The sequence below is a fragment of the Priestia sp. TRN 1309 genome (assembly GCF_050846875.1).
GTDB classification, from domain to species: Bacteria; Bacillota; Bacilli; order Bacillales; family Bacillaceae_H; genus Priestia; species Priestia zanthoxyli.
Genome location: NZ_JBOZGM010000003.1, coordinates 417,484 through 434,452, shown reverse-complemented (window position 1 = coordinate 434,452; position 16,969 = coordinate 417,484). Strand labels below are relative to the sequence as shown.

Here is a 16,969-nt window from a genome sequence, read left to right as displayed (position 1 = left end):
TATATAGTAATAAAAAGGCATCGTCCGGGGCGATGTCTTTTTTGTGTGCAATTTAATGTATGGATAAAAATGAAAGCGCTTCACAAAATATACATATGAGTAAAAATGGAGGGGAATGTGTGAATAAAAAATTACTGTTATTTAATATTGTTGCTGTTTTGTTGTTAATCGGGGTTATAGCCGCTTTTTTTATGACTCAATCGAGTACAGATCTTAGTCCTAAAAAGCTGCTTAAAAAAAATAATGATCATTCTTATGGTGTGAGTTCATCGAATTCTCTGGCAGCAAATGTAGGGATGGACGTATTAAAAGAAGGCGGGAATGCAGTAGATGCGGCCATTGCTATTTCGTATGCCCTCAATGTAGTCGAACCTTTTGGATCCGGAATTGGCGGAGGTGGAGGTATGCTGATTGCCAAAAAAGATCAGCCTGCTACCTTTATCGATTACCGGGAAACCGCTCCAACTTCTATGAGCGGTAAAAACGGCGTGCCGGGATTTGTGGCTGGCATGGAATATATTCAGCAGAAGTATGGCACAAAATCAATGAGTGATTTAATTCAGCCGGCCGTTGAATACGCTGAAAAAGGGTTTGAAGTAGACTCTCTTTTATCTTCGCGATTGTATTATTCTAGAGGAAGGATGGATGTGGATGATCTATCTGCTTTTTATCCGAAGGGAGAAGCAATCGAAGAAGGAGAAACGCTGTCCCAGCCAGTGTTGGCTAAAACGTTAATTAAGATTCAGCGAGAAGGTGCATCTGCATTTTATAAAGGAGATTTGGCACAAGATCTTGCTGATGCAACGCCTATTTCTAAAAAAGACCTATCTTCCTATCAAGTGACAGAAGCCAAGCCTGTCGTTTCTGCTTACAATGGAACGGAAGTGATTTCAGCACCTCCGCCTTTTTCCGGGATTACACTGATTCAAATGTTAAAAATGGTAGAGAAAGAAAATCTTGAAACAATGCCTGACAAAGACTATTACGAAACGATGAACAGAATTAAAAAAGCAGCTTACTCCGACCGGTTAAAACAAATCGGCGATCCTGACTTTCATAATCAAAACTCAAGTGAGTTAGTTAGTGATGATTATATAACAAACCTGGTCAATCACCCGACAAGTTCTTCAGGTGAAGGGGATGAAGAACACGAAAGTACAACACATTTTGTAGTCATTGATTCAGAAGGAACCGTCGTATCAACAACCAATACGTTAAGTAACTTCTTTGGTACAGGCGAACAAGTTGACGGTTTTTTTCTTAATAACAATGCTGATACGTTTGGAAGCAAAGAACCGAATAATCGTGAGCCAGGAAAAAGAGCAAGAACCTTTACAGCTCCAACTATTATAAGAGAAAAAGGCGAGTGGGCGATGGGAATAGGTTCTCCTGGCGGAACACGGATTCCTCAAATTTTAACTCAGGTACTTTCTAAAAATCTTGAAGGAAATGAACCGCTTCAAGAAGCTGTAAATGAACCGCGATTTATTTTTGACGATTCGACTATTTATATAGAGCCTGATTTAGATACAAAAAATATCCCTTCTGCGTTTCGGATAGAAACAAAGGAAAGCGACGTCTTTTATGGAGGTATCCAAGCGTTAACCATTAATTTTCAAGATAAACAAATGGAAGGGGCGGGAGACCCTAGAAGAAATGGAGTTTGGAAAACAGGAGATTAACGAAGTAAAGATCCCTTCTCATATGCTTAGGCATAGTGAGAAGGCGTTTGAAAATATCGAATGGAATGAAATTCTTTGTCACTGGAATGAAAATGTACGTAAATGGGGGAACGATCTAAAGCAGGGTGAGCGTTGAAAAACGTGGCATCACCGTAACGCAATGCTTTTAGTAAGTAAGGCATTTCTTGTTTGAAAATAGCATACCGTATGGCTTGAACAGACTTTTCCGTGTGTTCATTTCCAATAAATACGTATACATACAGCGTATCAACACCGTCTTTGTGGAGCCATTCGGCAAAAAGCTCATTTCGCTGCTCATTTAATTGATCAACAGCAAACTTTTCGTCGATCCAAAGAAATAAATCGTCTGTTTGTTCAGAATGGGTGAGCGTATAGCGGCGCCCAATAAAAGGAAAGGTGGGCGTGCTTCCTTGCCGGTATGTGACGCTAAATTGCTGAGGATTAAAAGCAGACAAAGGGCATCTTCCTTTCACGCTTTTAAGTAGTTTATGCATAAAAAAGAGAAATTTCACACATTCGTCAAGAATTTTAAGCTGCTTTTTTTACATGCATACTTATGAAAAAGTTGTTACACTGAAGAAAAGAAATAGTGGGTGATAGAAGATGGAGCCGCTGTATATTGTTTTAACGATTTTTTTAGCAGCCATGCTATCGTATGATATTGCTAAATTTGTTCGAGGAGACCGGCCAGATTGGAAAGAGGGTCTCGTGACGGGCCTTGTGTTCGTGGGCTTTTTAGCAGCCATGCAAATGGCTTTTCACATTGTATAGCGTAGAAAGAGGCTGGGACAAACGTAGTTTAGTTGAAGGAAGATCCGAACGATGAATTGTTCGGATCTTTTATGGTTAAGGTGAACGTAGATTTCATGTGCGTAGTTATGTCTCAATCTCTTTTTTGAGGATATGTCCGATAAGTTTAGTTCGGCAATACTAAAAAGCCCTGATATCGAATAAGCTGTTGTATACTGCATTTTTGATAAAGGGGCTTTTTACTTGTATCGAAAAAAAACACTGCTTTTGAAGCGAAGTTTAGGAGTAGCTGTGTTTCTTGCTTTGATTGCGCTGGGAATTTGGATGTTTCAATTTACATTCTTTTCTCCGAGTCATCAAGCCAAATCTGCTGTAAAAGAATTTTATACGCTAGAACAGGAAGGGAACTTTTCGGAATCATGGAACCTTTTTCATTCGTCCATGAAAAAGAAGTGGACAAAAGGTGCATACATACAAGATCGAGCACACGTATTTCTCAATCATTTCGGAGTAGACACTTTTACGTATTCCATTGAAGATGTTGAAAAAAGAAAGAGCTGGAAGATGGAAAATGATCGTAAAGCGTTTCCTGTTGTTTACGAAATGACCGTTATCCAAACGTATAAAGGGAAATATGGAAACTTTGATTTGGTGCAGAAAGTGTATGCTGTTCGTGAAAAAGGAGAATGGAAAGTCGTGTGGGATTATAAACAGTAGGAGAGCCTGCTGTTTTTTTATCTTCATAAGAAATGAGCATACTTCAGCTGGTAATATGCCTCTTTTTTAACAGAAAAAACGTTATGTTTTTTTACGAGTGGGTAAAATGAAAGAAGGAGGCGAACGCAGATGAAATTTAAAACGATTTTATTTGATGCATATGGAACACTGTTTGATGTACATACCGTTATTGAAACGTGTGATAAGCTGTATCCGGAACGAGGAGAAAGTATTAGCCATTTATGGCGTTTGAAGCAAATTGAATATGCAATGCAATATCAGCTGATGGGACGATACGTTGACTTTTATACATTAACAAATCAATCCCTGAAATATGCAGCAGAAGCAAATGATATTGATTTAACGGAACATGAAGAAAAAATGCTGATGAGTGCTTACATGAAGCTGAATGTCTACGATGAGGTCAAAGAGGTGCTCGCCTATTTAAAAGAGAAAGGATATCGTCTGGCTATTTTTACGAATGGTCCTAAGCATATGATTGATCCGCTTGTTTCTTATCACAATATGAATCATTTATTTGAAGACGTTATTTCCATAGACGAAATCAAACAGTACAAGCCTACAATGGCAAGCTATCATTATGCAAAAAATAAAATGAATGCAAAAAGAGAAGAAGTATTGTTTCTGTCATCGAATACATGGGATATTGCCGGTGCTAAAAACTACGGGTTCGCAACGGCTTGGGTTAACCGAAAAGGAAATGTAGCTGAGCATAAAGAGTTGCAGCCAAACGTAATCATTAAAAGCTTAAATCAGCTTATTAAATAAAAAAAGAACGAGCATTAAGCTCGTCCTTTTTTATTTATTGCTAAATGTATCTTTTGTTTCGCCTACTGCTTTTTGAGCATTTCCTTTTGCTTTCTCAGCTTTTCCTTCACGCTGAAGATCGCGGTTATTCGTTGCATTTCCGACTTGATCTTTTACTTCACCTTTAGCTTTTGATACATTTCCTTTAACTTTATCTCCTAAACCTTTACTCATTTTAATCTTCCTTTCTATTAGTGATTAAGTAGTGTTACTTGTCTATTCCACCGTTAGAAAGAAATTAAACATATTTTCTGATTTTGGCCTAAACAGAAGCTAAGCCTGCGATATTTAGAAATACTGTTTAGTCACTATCATCATTCGGAGGTTTTAAGTTCCCACTCATCATAAATCTGAGATTCATAAGGCCATGATAATAAGCTTAAAGATTCCACTGCTTTTAGAACAAGAGGAGAAGCATTATCAATGTTAAGATCTTGCGGTGCGATCCACAATGCTTCCAAAGAATCTTGTCCTTCAAACTGGACGGGGTTGGAAAGAAGCTCACCGCCGGCAATGTCTACGTAATAAAAAACAGCAATGTGATGTACATGAGTAAATTCTTTCCACTTACAGGGATACTGAAAATCCGTTGTACCGGCTTGAGAAATAATAGTAATTTCAAAGCCAGTTTCTTCACTAAATTCTCTTTTCATCGCATCTGTTAATGTTTCACCGTGTTCTAGCTGTCCGCCTGGCAAATCAAAGCGATGAATATACGGCCCTCTATTTTTTCGAATAACAAGCAGCTTGTCATCTCGCATACAAATTCCATATACGCCAAAGGCGCGATCATAGTTTGGTTCCATCTTTTTTCACTACTTTCTATAACAGAATGGCTTGATAAAGCATCATTTGATTTCTTTATCCTACCATACATTTTGTTATAGAACCTTTTTTAATGAGGTGCTTTTACAGTAAGCGTACGGGAAACAGCACTTTCGTTATGCAAACGGTCAACAGAGGTTACAACATATGTGTATGTTTGATTTTTGAGTGCGCTTTGATCTACAAATAATTGTGTTTCTCCTGTTTTCCGAACGGTTGTCAGTAAGTTTTCTGCGTTGTTGATGTCACCTCGTTTATTGCCTTGGAAGCGATAAATGGCATAATAGGCGGAATCATTCTGCTGATGATCTCGAATTTCAAACGCCGCTTCTTTTATATGAGGGCCCGCGTTTTTTAATTTTGGTGCTTTTGGAGCCGTATCATCAAGCCAAGGCATTGCCGGAATAAGAGCAGGATGTTTATAAATATCGTTTTGCAGCTTATCTTTTATTCCTAGCGGGTTTCGGTTCAAATCTTTCAGGCTAAAATGCATGCTCCCGTGTACTTCTGGAAATTGATGATTCAGAGCAATTTGCCTTGGATACTCATCGGGATCAGACCATGCTTCCACCGCGTTGTTATTAATTTTATAAGCAGCTTGTCCAATATAAAGGTGAACTGGCTTTCCGCGAACTTCATCTCTCCACCAGTTGAGCAGCGTATCGTAAGCAGCGGGTTCAAATCCAATATTCCAATAAATTTGCGGAGTGATGTAATCAATATATCCATTTTGAATCCACGTACGCGTATCAGCATACAAATCATCGTAGTTTGTTTGTCCAGCAGTCGTCTCAGAGCCAGTTGGATCATTAGCGATGTTTCTCCACACGCCGAACGGACTGATGCCAAACTTCACGTATGATTTTGTTCTTTTAATAGCCGTATTTAAATCTCGAACAAGCTGATTAACATTGTCTCGGCGCCAGTCTTCAATATTCGAAAACGTTTGAGCACCGTAGGTTTGATATGTTTTTTGATCTGGAAACATTTGACCTGCAATTTTGTAAGGATAAAAATAGTCATCCATATGAACAGCATCAATATCATAGTTTCTTACGACTTCGAGCACTTCTTCAATAATAAAGTTTTTTACTTCGGGAATACCTGGGTTGTAGTAGAGTTGTTTTCCATAGGAGACGACCCAATCAGGATGTTGTTTGGCAGGATGATTATCGGCAAGTTTGTTTAAATCAGTATGATTCATGGTAATGCGGTAAGGGTTAAACCATGCGTGGAATTCTAAGTTGCGCTTATGTGCTTCCTCCACCATAAAAGCTAGAGGATCGTAGCCGGGATCTTTACCTTGTGTACCCGTTAAATATTCTGACCACGGGCCATATTTCGACGGATAAAAGGAATCAGCGGTAGGTTTAATTTGAACGACCACAGAATTCATTCCCATCTTTTGTACTTCATCTAGCAAATAGGTAAACTCTTTTTTTTGCTGCTCAACCGGAAGACCAGGCTGAGAAGGCCAGTCAATATTGTATACGCTTGCAATCCAAGCCGCTCGAAGCTCCCGTTTTTGATACGTAGTAGGTACGTCTGCTTTAGCAGGTAATGTGCTCGAACAAAACAGCAGCAAAAACAAGATGCCTCCAATCCATTTTTTTATATGCATGTTCGTTCCTCCTTCTTTTTTTGGTTGAGATAAAATTTCTTTCATAATATAGCATGCGGTCGTTATATTCACAATAGGTTTTAATAAAATATTCTGAAAAATAAAATAAAGTTTTAAAAATATCAGAAAAATATTGAAATTAAACTTCAGAAAAAATATAATAATGGTAATTTAAAGAATATTTTAGAAATACGTTACTTAACGATGGAGGAATTCATGCGCCAATTTTCCGTACTTACTTTAATCGATGCACAAATGAATCATTACAGTCCTGCTGAAGGAAGAGTAGCTGATTACGTGTTAGAAAATCCTACGACCACGTTGAACTTAACGACCAAACAGCTAGCTAAGCAGTGTCAGTGCAGCGAAGCTACGATTATCCGCTTTTGTCAGCGTGTAGGGATTAATAGTTTTAAAGAATTAAAGATTGAATTAGCAAAAGATGCCCATAAGGTGAATAACGAGCAGCTGCCGAATCTTCCAGTTAATTTTGAAGATGAGACCGAAGCCGTGCTTGAAAAAGTCATGAGCAAAAGTATGAGCGCACTTATGAACACGAGTCGTTTAGTGAGCTCTTCTGCAATTGATGCAGCTGCGGAAGCTATTCATAGAGCGAAGCGAGTGTTTTTATACGGAGCAGGGGGATCATCTGTAGTTGCGCTCGATGCGCAGTATAAACTGCTTCGAATTGATATTTCAGCGCTGTTTTCATTAGACAGTCACGTTCAAATGGTGATGGCTACGAATATGACAAAAGATGACGTGCTGTTTGTAGTATCGACTTCCGGTCAAACAAAAGAAGTGGTGGAGCTGATGCAAATAGCCAAAGATAAAGGGGCAGCGGTTATTTTGCTAACGCAGCACGGCTCATCGCCAGCTTCTAGATTAGCTGATATTCTGCTGACTATTTCAGTAGAAGAGCAGCATATTCGAATTGGAACGATGAGCGCTCGTATTGCTCAGCTAGCCATTGTAGATGCGATGTTTATACGGTTATGTATTCAAAAAGGCAATCAAGTGTTTGAACGCATAATCGATACACATAATGTAATTCAAAAAATTAAGAGGTAGGGGGAAACGAGAAAATGAAGGTATTGTTTGTATGTTCTGGAGGAATGTCAAGTGCGATTGTGGTGAAAGCATTAAAAACAGAAGCACAAAAGCACGGAACGGATATGGAAGTGCTGGCAATTGGGACAAATGAAGTGGCAGAGGAAATTCAAAAGGGCTGGGACGTTGTAATGGTTGCACCGCAGATTCGTCACCGGTTTAACGCAGTGAAAGCGGAAGCGGATAAAGCTTCTGTTCCATGCGGGCCCATTCCGCCCCAGGCTTATACGCCGCTTGGAGGTCCGACGCTTTATAAAACGGTTCAACAGCTCGTTAGCTGAGGAAAGCAGGTTTCTTCCTGCTTTTTAAATAAATAAGGGGTTTATTACACAAGGGGAGAATATAGAGGGGGAAAGGGTATATGAGCAAATTTGTGTCGTTTTTAGAGAACAATTTATCGGGACCCATGGCCAGGTTATCAGAACAGCGGCATCTTCAAGCCATTCGTGATGGTGTTATTTCCGCTTTGCCGTTTATCATTATCGGAAGTTTTTTCTTAATTTTAGCATTTCCGCCTGTGCCGCAAGATAGCACAATTGCGAAATGGGCAGCTGATAACAGCGCCAACATTTTAATACCGTATCGCGTAACGATGTTTATTATGTCTTTATATATAGCCTTTGGGATAGGGTATAACTTGTCCAAAAGCTATAATCTCGATCCACTGTCAGGAGCACAAATTGCAGTTGCTGCACTGCTTCTTACGGTGACTCCAAAGCTGATTGAAGAAGAAGGGTTTATGCTTCCAATGACCAACCTTGGAGGACATGGTTTATTTGTGACGATGATTGTATCGATTTTATCAGTAGAGATTCTCAGGTTTTGTAAAGCAAAAAATGTCACCATTAAAATGCCGGAGCAAGTGCCACCTTCGGTATCGAGGTCTTTTGAAGCGCTAATTCCAGTTGCGATTGTTGTTGTACTTATGACCATTATTACAATTGTTTTAGGTATCGATCTTCATCATTTAGTTGATAAACTAGTTGCTCCGCTTGTAGAGGCAGGAGATAGTTTAGCAGGAGTATTAATACCGGTTTTCTTAATTACGTTTTTCTGGTCATTTGGTATTCACGGCGTCTCAGTTGTTGGGACAGTGGCACGGCCTGTATGGGAAGTATATTTAGCGAAAAATGCTGAAGCGGTAGCAGACGGAGCTTCAACGCTCCCGTATATTGCACCCGAAACGTTCTTTCAATGGTTTGTTTGGATCGGAGGATCTGGAGCAACGCTAGGCCTTGCTTTAGCAATGCTGGTTTTCTCAAAATCTAAATATTCGAAAGCGCTTTCTAGGACATCTTTTATTCCAGCGGTTTTTAATATTAACGAACCAATTATTTTCGGTTTGCCAATTGTCTTAAATCCTATTTTAATTATTCCTTTTATTATCATCCCGATTATTACAACGATCATTTCATACGCAGCAACGGCGACAGGCCTTATTACTCCAACATACGTAATGGTTCCTTGGACGCTCCCGGCGCCGATTGGGGCATATCTATCGACCGGAGGAGACTGGCGGGCGGTTGTACTGGTCGTTGTCAATATTGCTATTTCTGTTGTGATTTATCTTCCGTTCTTTAAAATGTACGACCGAAAGATGGTTGAAATGGAAAGAAGCGATGAAGCAACGGTTACACCATCCGATAGCTCAGTTCAAATGTAAAGAAAGAGAAGCCAACTTGTTTGGCTTCTATCTCTTTAATAGGAGTGAAGATCAATGTTTGTTCGATTTCGATATAAAACCGTGTTTTTATTTCTGTTGACCATGGTTCTTTGTAACGTTATTTTTACACCTTTGCTGCAGTATGCTGGTTTGTCAGCGCAGCATAGTTTATTTGCCATTACAAGTCTGTCAGCAGCGTTGCTTACAACATTTATTTCTATTCGGCTTTCAACAGCAGCTTTATCTAAAACCGCTGTTTGTATACGCTTTGTTTTGCTCGGGGCAGGGTGCACAGCCGTTACATATTTAGCCGTTTTTTAACAAGGAGGGGCAAGGAATGAAAGTAGTGACAATAGGGGGAGGATCAAGCTATACGCCTGAATTGGTCGAAGGGTTTATTAAAAGGTACAATGAGCTTCCAATTCGAGAGCTGTGGCTTGTAGATGTTGAAGAAGGAAAAGAGAAGCTTGAAATTGTAGGAGCACTTGCTAGAAGAATGGTCAAAAAAGCAGGTGTTGATATGGAAATTCATTTAACGCTTGATCGAAAAAAAGCGTTAATAAATGCTGATTTTGTAACGACACAGCTTAGAGTAGGCCAGCTTGATGCGCGTATTCAAGATGAACGCATCCCTCTTAAGTACGGAATGATTGGTCAAGAGACAAACGGGGCGGGAGGATTATTTAAGGGCTTGCGAACAATCCCGGTTTTGTTGAAAATTGCCGAGGAAATACACGAAATTTGTCCAAACGCCTGGCTTATTAATTTTACAAACCCTGCCGGTATGGTAACGGAGGCGCTGCTTCGCTACGGAAAGCATTCTAAAGTAGTAGGAGTCTGTAACCTGCCTGTACATATGACAAACTCAATCGCCAGCTTGCTTCAAATCGAAAAAGAAGATGTGCACATTGAATTTGCAGGGTTAAATCACTTGGTATATGGGCTGCATGTGTATGCAAAAGGAAAGGAAGTAACGCAAGAAGTCATTCAACTTTTAAGTGATCCAAAGTCTCAAGTAACAATGAGAAACATAGCTCCTATTCCGTGGCAACCGGATTTTTTGGAAGCTCTTGGCGTGATTTTATGTCCTTATCACCGCTACTACTATAAAACAAAAGAAATAGTAGCAGAAGAGCTTTTGGCCTTTCATTCAGGTACTACGCGCGCTGAAGTGGTCAAAGCATTAGAAGCCGAACTTTTTGAACTCTACAAAAACCCAAATCTAGAAAGTAAGCCTCCGCAGCTGGAAAAACGAGGAGGCGCTTACTACAGCGATGCCGCATGTAATTTAATTTCATCCATTTATAACGATAAAGGTGATATTCAAACATTAAATGTAAGAAATAATGGCGCCATTTCTTCACTGCCAAACGAATCTGCGGTTGAAGTAAACTGTGTTGTAACAAAGCAAGGACCAGTACCACTCGCTGTCGGTGAACTTCCGGTAGAAGTGAATGGACTCGTACAGCAAATTAAATCGTTTGAACGAGTAGGAGCAGAAGCCGCGGTTACAGGATCTTACGAAAAAGCGCTGGTTGCCCTGACCATTAATCCGCTTGTTCCAAGTGACGAACTGGCTAAGGCGGTCTTAGACGAACTGCTTCAAGCTCATCGCAAGTATTTACCCGCTTTTTTTAAGGAAGTGAATGCGTAGTATGTATGCTGTTGGACTTATGTCAGGAACGTCACTGGACGGAATTGATGCAGCTCTTGTGGAGATTGAAGGAAGCGGCTATGGAAGTAAAGTTAAGCTTCTTCAGTTCATTACCATGCCGTTTTCACCGCCGTTAAAAAAAGAAATTGAACAGGCGCTTTCTCTCGAACATTCAAATGTACAGCTGATCTGCAGCTTGAATTTTAAACTTGGCTACGCGTTTGCAGATGCAGTGAAAAGAGTGTGCCAAGAAGCCGGGTTTTCTCTTGAACAAGTAGATGTCATCGGATCGCATGGTCAAACCATTTACCATCAGCCGTATGCTTCAGGAAATACAGCGATGTCTACACTCCAAATTGGAGAGCCCGCTGTTATTGCCTATGAAACTAAAACGAAGGTAGTGGCAAACTTCAGAGTGATGGACATGGCAGCGGGCGGGCAAGGTGCTCCGTTAGTTCCTCACACCGAACGAATTTTGTACAGCCACGCTGACCGTACAAGGCTGCTTCAAAACATTGGAGGTATTGGGAATGTAACGTTGATTCCGCCAAAACACTCTCCTATACCCGTAGTAGCTTTTGATACGGGGCCGGGAAATATGATGATAGATGAAGCGTGTCAGCAGCTTTTTCATGTTTCATTTGATGAAAATGGGTGTTTAGCAGCTGGAGGAACTATTATTTCAGAGCTTTTAGAAGACTGTATGAACCATGATTACATGAATCTTTCTCCTCCTAAATCGACGGGAAGAGAGCTGTTCGGTACACAGTACACAAGGAGACTGCTAGAGAAATATAGCAACCATAAAAAAGAAGATTTGCTAGCTACGATTACCATGTTCACGGCATCATCCATTGTACATCACTATGAAACATTTATTTTTCCTGCCTATTCTATTGACGAAGTGATTATTGGAGGAGGCGGAAGTTATAACAATACGCTGATGAATATGATTAAAGCCAAGCTAGGGAAGCGCTGCAGTGTGTATACACAAGAAGAAATAGGGATGTCTTCAGAAGCAAAAGAAGCCGTAGCTTTTGCGGTGCTCGCAAATGAAACACTTGCAGGTTATCCAAGCAATGTACCAAGTGCAACTGGTGCTTTGTCTCCTGTAATATTAGGAAACATTACGCCTGCACCACTATAAAAAAGGGGATGGAAGAAATGACAGAAGCAGCAAATATGGAAAATGAAATTTTTGAACTTATTGCATACGGAGGAAATGCTAGGTCACTGGCATATGAAGCGTTAGAAGCAGCTGAAGATTATGATTTTAATAAAGCTGACGAACTTTTAAAGCAGTCTCAAGAAGAGCTCAGTCATGCTCATAAAACGCAAACTGCGCTTATTCAACGTGAATTGAACGGAAAAACAATTGAAAAGTCGCTGCTTTTAATTCACGCACAAGATCATTTAATGACGGCTATTTCAGAGCAAAAATTAATTGAACATATGATTAAGCTTATTAAAAAATTTAAAAAAGAAGGCGAAAATCAATGAAAAAGCTAGGTATTGCGATTTATCCGGAACATTCGACTGTGGAAAAAGATAAAGCGTATATAGCACTTGCGCATCAATACGGATTTACCCGCATTTTTACGTGCTTGCTTTCTGTTGAAGGCGATCAGAAAAAAGTAATGGCAAATTTTAAAGAAATCATTGAGTTTGCCAATGAGCTAGAGATGGAAGTAGTAGTGGATATCGCTCCTCGCGTATTTGGAGCGCTTGGCATTTCTTATGATGATCTATCTTTTTTTCAAGAATTAGGGGCTTATGCTATTCGTCTTGATCTAGGCTATACGGGAAATGAAGAGTCCATTATGACCTTTAATCCATACGGCTTAAAAATTGAAATTAATATGAGTAATGCAACAAAGTATGTTGATAATATTTTAAGTTACCAGCCGAATCGAAAACAGCTATTGGGGTCGCACAACTTCTATCCTCATCGATATGCGGGATTGTCGTATGATCACTTTATGAAGTGTTCAGCGTTGTTTAAAGAACATAACCTTGAAACAGCAGCGTTTATTAATTCACCAAGCGCTACTTTTGGACCGTGGCCTGTTACTGAAGGACTTTGTACGCTTGAAATGCATCGCACGCTTCCGATCGACGTGCAGGCTAAGCATCTTTTTAAAACGGGATTAATTGATTGTGCAATCATTGCGAATGCTTATGCATCAGAAGAAGAAATGAAGGCGCTGCGTGATGTTGTTCAGCAAGAGCGCTTTACCTTTAATGTGAACCTGTATGATACGATTACCGAGCTTGAGAAAAAAATTGTGCTAGAAGAGTTTCATTTTTACCGTGGAGACGTATCGGATTATTTAATTCGCTCTACGCAAAGCCGAGTAAAATATAAAAAAGAAGAATTCAAGCCTACGCATACTCCTTCCATTCGAAGAGGCGATATTTTAATAGAAAATGAACTCTACGGTCAGTACAAAGGAGAGCTGCAAATTGCGCTGTTAGACATGGAGAACTCAGGTAAAACAAACGTAGTAGGCCGCATTGCGGAAGAGGAAATTTTCTTATTAAATGAACTGCAGCCATGGGATAAATTTGCTTTTTGTGAGCGGTGATGAAATGGACTATATTATTGGTATTGACGGCGGGGGAACAAAAACAGAAGCCGTTGCGTACAGCTTAGACGGCCAACAGCTCGCTGCTTCAAAAAGCGATTACGGCAATTTACTCATTAATTACAACACGGCTATTACTCATATTGATGAATGTATTATGGCGTGCAAAACTGAGCTTGCTGGTCATACATGTAAAGGCATTTCACTAGGACTTGCTGGAAGTAAAGCATTATCCAAAGAAGAAATAAAAAGATATTTTTATAATCGTTATCAAGTAGAAGTAGGTTTATATGATGACGCCATGATTGCACATGAAGCACTACTGCATGGAAAAGACGGGATTTTAACCATTGCAGGAACTGGAGCCGTCAGCATTGGTAAAAAAGATGGAGTGTATGAATACGGTGGAGGGTGGGGACACCTTCTTGGAGATGAAGGAAGCGGATATTGGATTGGTCTTCAAGCACTGATATTGCTGACGAAAGAGCATGATCAAAACCGTCCGTACGGCAGCCTTAGTCAGACAATCTTGCAACATGTAAAAGCAGATACCATACACGATATAAAAAAGCTTGTCTATTCATCTCCTAAATCAGAAGTTGCTTCACTCACTCCGCTTGTTGTAAATCAAGCGAGAAATTATAAACAAGAAGCAAGTGACATTCTTCAACGGGCTGGAAAGAACCTTGCAAACATGACTCTTCATTTGTATAAGAAACAGCGGTTTGAAGGGAGCAGCTTGCTGGCATGCAAAGGCAGCATTTTAACGGAAATTCCAGAAGTGTTTGATGTTTATAAAAAAGCATGTGAGAAAGAAATAAAGCATATCCAGTGGGCAACACAGCGAGTATCATCTGCTAAAGGAGCTTATCAGCTGTTCATGAAAGAGTATAAATAGAGAAAAAATGATCGTGGAAAAGGCAGGGGATCACAGTGAACTTAAATCATATCTTAACAGAAAAACGCAATCCGCAAACTTTAAACATTGATGAATTATCAAGCCTGGAAATTGTAAAAAAAATTAATGAAGAAGATCACCAAGTGCCTCAGGCAATCAATAAGGTGCTGCCTGTTATTGCTTTGTTAGTAGATGAAATTGTCAGTGCTTTTAAACAAGGAGGACGTCTGATTTATATCGGAGCAGGTACAAGCGGGCGGCTAGGCGTGTTAGATGCATCTGAATGTGTACCAACATTCGGTACACCTGCCGAACAAGTAATTGGGATCATAGCCGGGGGAGACAAGGCGCTCCGGCACGCGTTAGAAGGAGCAGAAGATAATAAGAAACAAGCGATAGAAGATTTGAAAGCGATTAATTTATCAAATAAAGATATTCTTGTAGGTATAGCTGCAAGTGGAAGAACGCCTTATACACTCTCAGCGCTTGCGTATGCAAACAGCCTGGGGGCAGTAACGGGCTGCGTTGTAAATTCTCCTCAATCAGCTATGGAACAAGAAGCAAACTATGCAATAGTAGCAGAATCAGGCCCGGAAGTTGTAACAGGTTCTACCAGAATGAAAGCCGGAACTGCTCAAAAGCTTGTTCTTAATATGCTGACGACGGCTTCTATGATTCAAATTGGTAAAGTCTACAGCAATCTAATGGTAGACGTACAGCCGACTAATGATAAACTCGTCCAGCGTGCTAAAAATATTATTGCAGAACTAACAGGCGTCTCATCAGAAGAGGCAGCCGAAAGTTTACAAACATACAAAACGCCAAAAGCCGCTATCCTTGCGCTTCTTACTTCTATAGAAGGTGATGAAGTGCACCGGTTGCTTGCTAAACATGACGGACGTTTAAAAAAAGCCATTGCAGAAGCAAAGGAACAGTCGACTAAAGATTAACCCCTAAAAGAAGTGCATACAGCACTTCTTTTTTTGTTGAGTACATTTTTTGCACAATGTATGTGGGTGAATTCGGTCTAATCATTTTGCGAGCAGGAATTAATAACGTATACGATAGAGCCGGGCAAAGCAAACCGGCTGTTAGCTCAGCGCTTGTTATCAAATTTACTATTGTAAAAAAGTTTATTTTCTCTAGTTAAATTAGCATGTGCGCTTTGATAATCCTTTGGTTATTTCTCCTTATGACGATGTAAACATGAATATGGTATTATCGAAAGTTAAAGGGGTATTAAAAGGTGTGTGGAAACAATGGATCGAAAAAAAGCCGCATCAGTAGCTGGAGCATTGGTCATTGCCGTAGGAATTTGGCTGTTTCAAAGCGGGAAATTTAAAAGTGAAGCCCAGGCAGATAAGTTTACGAGTACGTTTTTGGTCGATCATGAACAAACAGACAATGGATTTGAATTATTTACTTCGGATACCAATCAATATAGCATGTGGTTTCCGCTTCAGTATGTTATTCATAAATCTTCTTATAAAAGCAGTGAAGATGAAAGTGAAGTATGGACAGCATCAACGAAGGAAAATGATTCATACAATGCTGGGAAAATAACGGCTTTATTTTCTAAGAAAAAAAGCAAAGCAGCTCAAAAAAAAATGGATGCGTTTCAGCCTGATTACATGTTAAAAGGTAAAAATGCAACGATTTATGTGAAAAAACAAACAAGAGATGGAAAGCATAGCATTTATCATGCTTATGTGAATGATGATTATTCAAGCAGGTATATTTACTATACGTTTGAACTAAAAAGCAGCGAACAGACAAACAGTACAAAACAGCAGTATTGGGTAGAAAAAATTCTTCTAAATACACAGTTTCAAAAAAACTCAGCTGAATAGTCAGCTGAGTTTTTTCGTAAGGATTCATAATGCTTTTGCTTTTTTATGTAAACGGGTACAATATGAGTAAGGAGGCCTTCGTATGATTGAAAAACAAGCAGTTGGTGAAAAAGCAGCACAATTTGTTGAAGATGGAATGATTGTAGGGCTAGGAACAGGTTCAACAGCTTATTATACAATTGTCAAACTAGGTGAACGAGTAAAAAATGGATTAAACATCAAAGCGGTTCCTACCTCTCAAAAAACAGAAGAACTGGCAAGGAAACTAGGTATTCCTATTGTTACCTTAGCGGATGTTGAATATATTGATATAGCAATTGACGGAGCGGATGAAGTGGATAGCGAGCTTTCTTTAATTAAAGGAGGAGGAGGCGCGCTGCTTCGAGAAAAAATGATTGCGTACGCAGCGAAGCGATTTATCGTGATTGCGGATTCTAAGAAAATAGTGAAGACGCTAGGAGCTTTTCCTCTTCCTGTTGAAGTTATACGTTTTGGCTGGGAAATGACGGCGAAGCATATTCGCAGTGCAGGTTGTGTACCGCAGCTTAGGCTTTTAGATGATCATACGCCGTTTATCACCGATAACGGAAATTATATTCTAGACTGCCATTTTTCAGAAATTGAAAATCCTGCTTTGCTGGAAAAACAGCTTACAATGATTCCAGGCGTAGTAGAAAGCGGTTTGTTTGTAGGAATGACGGAGGAAGTCATTACCGTACAAAATCAAGAGGTTCATATCATAAAAAAATAGAAGCTTTGGCGTCG

The 16,969-nt window shown here is 39.7% G+C and carries 20 protein-coding genes; 16 read left to right on the top strand and 4 right to left on the bottom strand.

Annotation, left to right across the window (positions count from 1 at the left end; all coding sequences use genetic code 11):
- The first annotated feature begins 119 nt into the window (after positions 1-119).
- Positions 120-1,682 (top strand): gamma-glutamyltransferase family protein, encoded by a 1,563-nt coding sequence (locus tag ACRPLQ_RS14400; RefSeq protein WP_325076429.1) that lies wholly within the window; start codon positions 120-122, stop codon positions 1,680-1,682.
- A gap of 26 nt (positions 1,683-1,708) precedes the next feature.
- Here the strand turns inward: ACRPLQ_RS14400 and ACRPLQ_RS14395 are convergent, their stop codons facing one another.
- Positions 1,709-2,158: a staygreen family protein gene (locus tag ACRPLQ_RS14395; protein ID WP_028412243.1), complete on the bottom strand. Its 450-nt coding sequence runs from the start codon at positions 2,156-2,158 to the stop codon at positions 1,709-1,711.
- 148 nt (positions 2,159-2,306) lie between these two features.
- Here ACRPLQ_RS14395 and ACRPLQ_RS14390 point away from each other — a divergent pair, with 148 nt between their 5' ends.
- The 3 genes from ACRPLQ_RS14390 (at position 2,307) to ACRPLQ_RS14380 (ending at position 3,959) form a co-directional block, all read left to right on the top strand.
- Positions 2,307-2,474: a hypothetical protein gene (locus ACRPLQ_RS14390; RefSeq protein WP_014461305.1), complete on the top strand. Its 168-nt coding sequence runs from the start codon at positions 2,307-2,309 to the stop codon at positions 2,472-2,474.
- A 222-nt stretch (positions 2,475-2,696) separates the two neighbouring features.
- Complete coding sequence (locus ACRPLQ_RS14385) at positions 2,697-3,170, top strand: hypothetical protein (protein WP_028412244.1); 474 nt, start codon at positions 2,697-2,699, stop codon at positions 3,168-3,170.
- Between the two features lie 129 nt (positions 3,171-3,299).
- Positions 3,300-3,959 (top strand): haloacid dehalogenase type II, encoded by a 660-nt coding sequence (locus tag ACRPLQ_RS14380; protein ID WP_028412245.1) that lies wholly within the window; start codon positions 3,300-3,302, stop codon positions 3,957-3,959.
- Between the two features lie 30 nt (positions 3,960-3,989).
- Here the strand turns inward: ACRPLQ_RS14380 and ACRPLQ_RS14375 are convergent, their stop codons facing one another.
- The 3 genes from ACRPLQ_RS14375 to ACRPLQ_RS14365 all read right to left on the bottom strand — a co-directional run bounded on the left by ACRPLQ_RS14375 (position 3,990) and on the right by ACRPLQ_RS14365 (position 6,444).
- The gene (locus ACRPLQ_RS14375; RefSeq protein ID WP_014461302.1) at positions 3,990-4,172 is read right to left on the bottom strand and encodes a CsbD family protein; all 183 of its coding nucleotides are present in this window, start codon (positions 4,170-4,172) and stop codon (positions 3,990-3,992) included.
- A gap of 140 nt (positions 4,173-4,312) precedes the next feature.
- Entirely contained in the window at positions 4,313-4,804 is a 492-nt protein-coding gene (locus ACRPLQ_RS14370) for an NUDIX hydrolase (protein WP_028412246.1), read from the bottom strand.
- Between the two features lie 89 nt (positions 4,805-4,893).
- Positions 4,894-6,444: a glycoside hydrolase family 10 protein gene (locus ACRPLQ_RS14365; RefSeq protein WP_325076430.1), complete on the bottom strand. Its 1,551-nt coding sequence runs from the start codon at positions 6,442-6,444 to the stop codon at positions 4,894-4,896.
- A 216-nt stretch (positions 6,445-6,660) separates the two neighbouring features.
- Between ACRPLQ_RS14365 and ACRPLQ_RS14360 the strand changes: the two genes are divergently transcribed.
- From ACRPLQ_RS14360 to rpiA, 12 genes are all read left to right on the top strand, one after another.
- Positions 6,661-7,515, top strand: coding sequence for a MurR/RpiR family transcriptional regulator (locus ACRPLQ_RS14360; RefSeq protein ID WP_033578206.1), 855 nt, complete (start codon positions 6,661-6,663; stop codon positions 7,513-7,515).
- A 14-nt stretch (positions 7,516-7,529) separates the two neighbouring features.
- Entirely contained in the window at positions 7,530-7,835 is a 306-nt protein-coding gene (locus ACRPLQ_RS14355) for a PTS sugar transporter subunit IIB (RefSeq protein WP_028412249.1), read from the top strand.
- Positions 7,836-7,915: 80 nt separating this feature from the next.
- Positions 7,916-9,217 carry a PTS sugar transporter subunit IIC gene (locus ACRPLQ_RS14350; protein WP_034269821.1) on the top strand — a complete coding sequence of 434 codons (1,302 nt, stop codon included), beginning with the start codon at positions 7,916-7,918 and terminating at the stop codon, positions 9,215-9,217.
- Between the two features lie 54 nt (positions 9,218-9,271).
- Positions 9,272-9,538: a hypothetical protein gene (locus ACRPLQ_RS14345; protein WP_033578208.1), complete on the top strand. Its 267-nt coding sequence runs from the start codon at positions 9,272-9,274 to the stop codon at positions 9,536-9,538.
- A 16-nt stretch (positions 9,539-9,554) separates the two neighbouring features.
- Positions 9,555-10,871, top strand: a complete 1,317-nt coding sequence (locus ACRPLQ_RS14340) for a 6-phospho-beta-glucosidase (protein WP_430079778.1) — start codon at positions 9,555-9,557, stop codon at positions 10,869-10,871.
- Position 10,872: 1 nt separating this feature from the next.
- On the top strand, positions 10,873-12,018 hold the full coding sequence (anmK, locus tag ACRPLQ_RS14335) for an anhydro-N-acetylmuramic acid kinase AnmK (RefSeq protein WP_033578210.1): 1,146 nt from the start codon (positions 10,873-10,875) through the stop codon (positions 12,016-12,018).
- A gap of 17 nt (positions 12,019-12,035) precedes the next feature.
- Entirely contained in the window at positions 12,036-12,371 is a 336-nt protein-coding gene (locus tag ACRPLQ_RS14330) for a PTS lactose/cellobiose transporter subunit IIA (RefSeq protein WP_013055725.1), read from the top strand.
- On the top strand, positions 12,368-13,456 hold the full coding sequence (locus ACRPLQ_RS14325; RefSeq protein ID WP_098626058.1) for a DUF871 domain-containing protein: 1,089 nt from the start codon (positions 12,368-12,370) through the stop codon (positions 13,454-13,456). The genes ACRPLQ_RS14330 and ACRPLQ_RS14325 overlap by 4 nt, the downstream gene beginning before the upstream one ends.
- A gap of 4 nt (positions 13,457-13,460) precedes the next feature.
- Positions 13,461-14,354, top strand: coding sequence for a BadF/BadG/BcrA/BcrD ATPase family protein (locus ACRPLQ_RS14320; protein WP_367078606.1), 894 nt, complete (start codon positions 13,461-13,463; stop codon positions 14,352-14,354).
- Between the two features lie 35 nt (positions 14,355-14,389).
- Positions 14,390-15,304, top strand: a complete 915-nt coding sequence (murQ, locus tag ACRPLQ_RS14315) for an N-acetylmuramic acid 6-phosphate etherase (protein ID WP_367078604.1) — start codon at positions 14,390-14,392, stop codon at positions 15,302-15,304.
- 309 nt (positions 15,305-15,613) lie between these two features.
- A complete protein-coding gene (locus ACRPLQ_RS14310) occupies positions 15,614-16,204 on the top strand; it encodes a hypothetical protein (protein ID WP_098113749.1) in 591 nt (196 codons plus the stop codon).
- A gap of 82 nt (positions 16,205-16,286) precedes the next feature.
- The gene (gene rpiA / locus ACRPLQ_RS14305) at positions 16,287-16,955 is read left to right on the top strand and encodes a ribose-5-phosphate isomerase RpiA (protein ID WP_033578214.1); all 669 of its coding nucleotides are present in this window, start codon (positions 16,287-16,289) and stop codon (positions 16,953-16,955) included.
- Positions 16,956-16,969 lie beyond the last annotated feature (14 nt).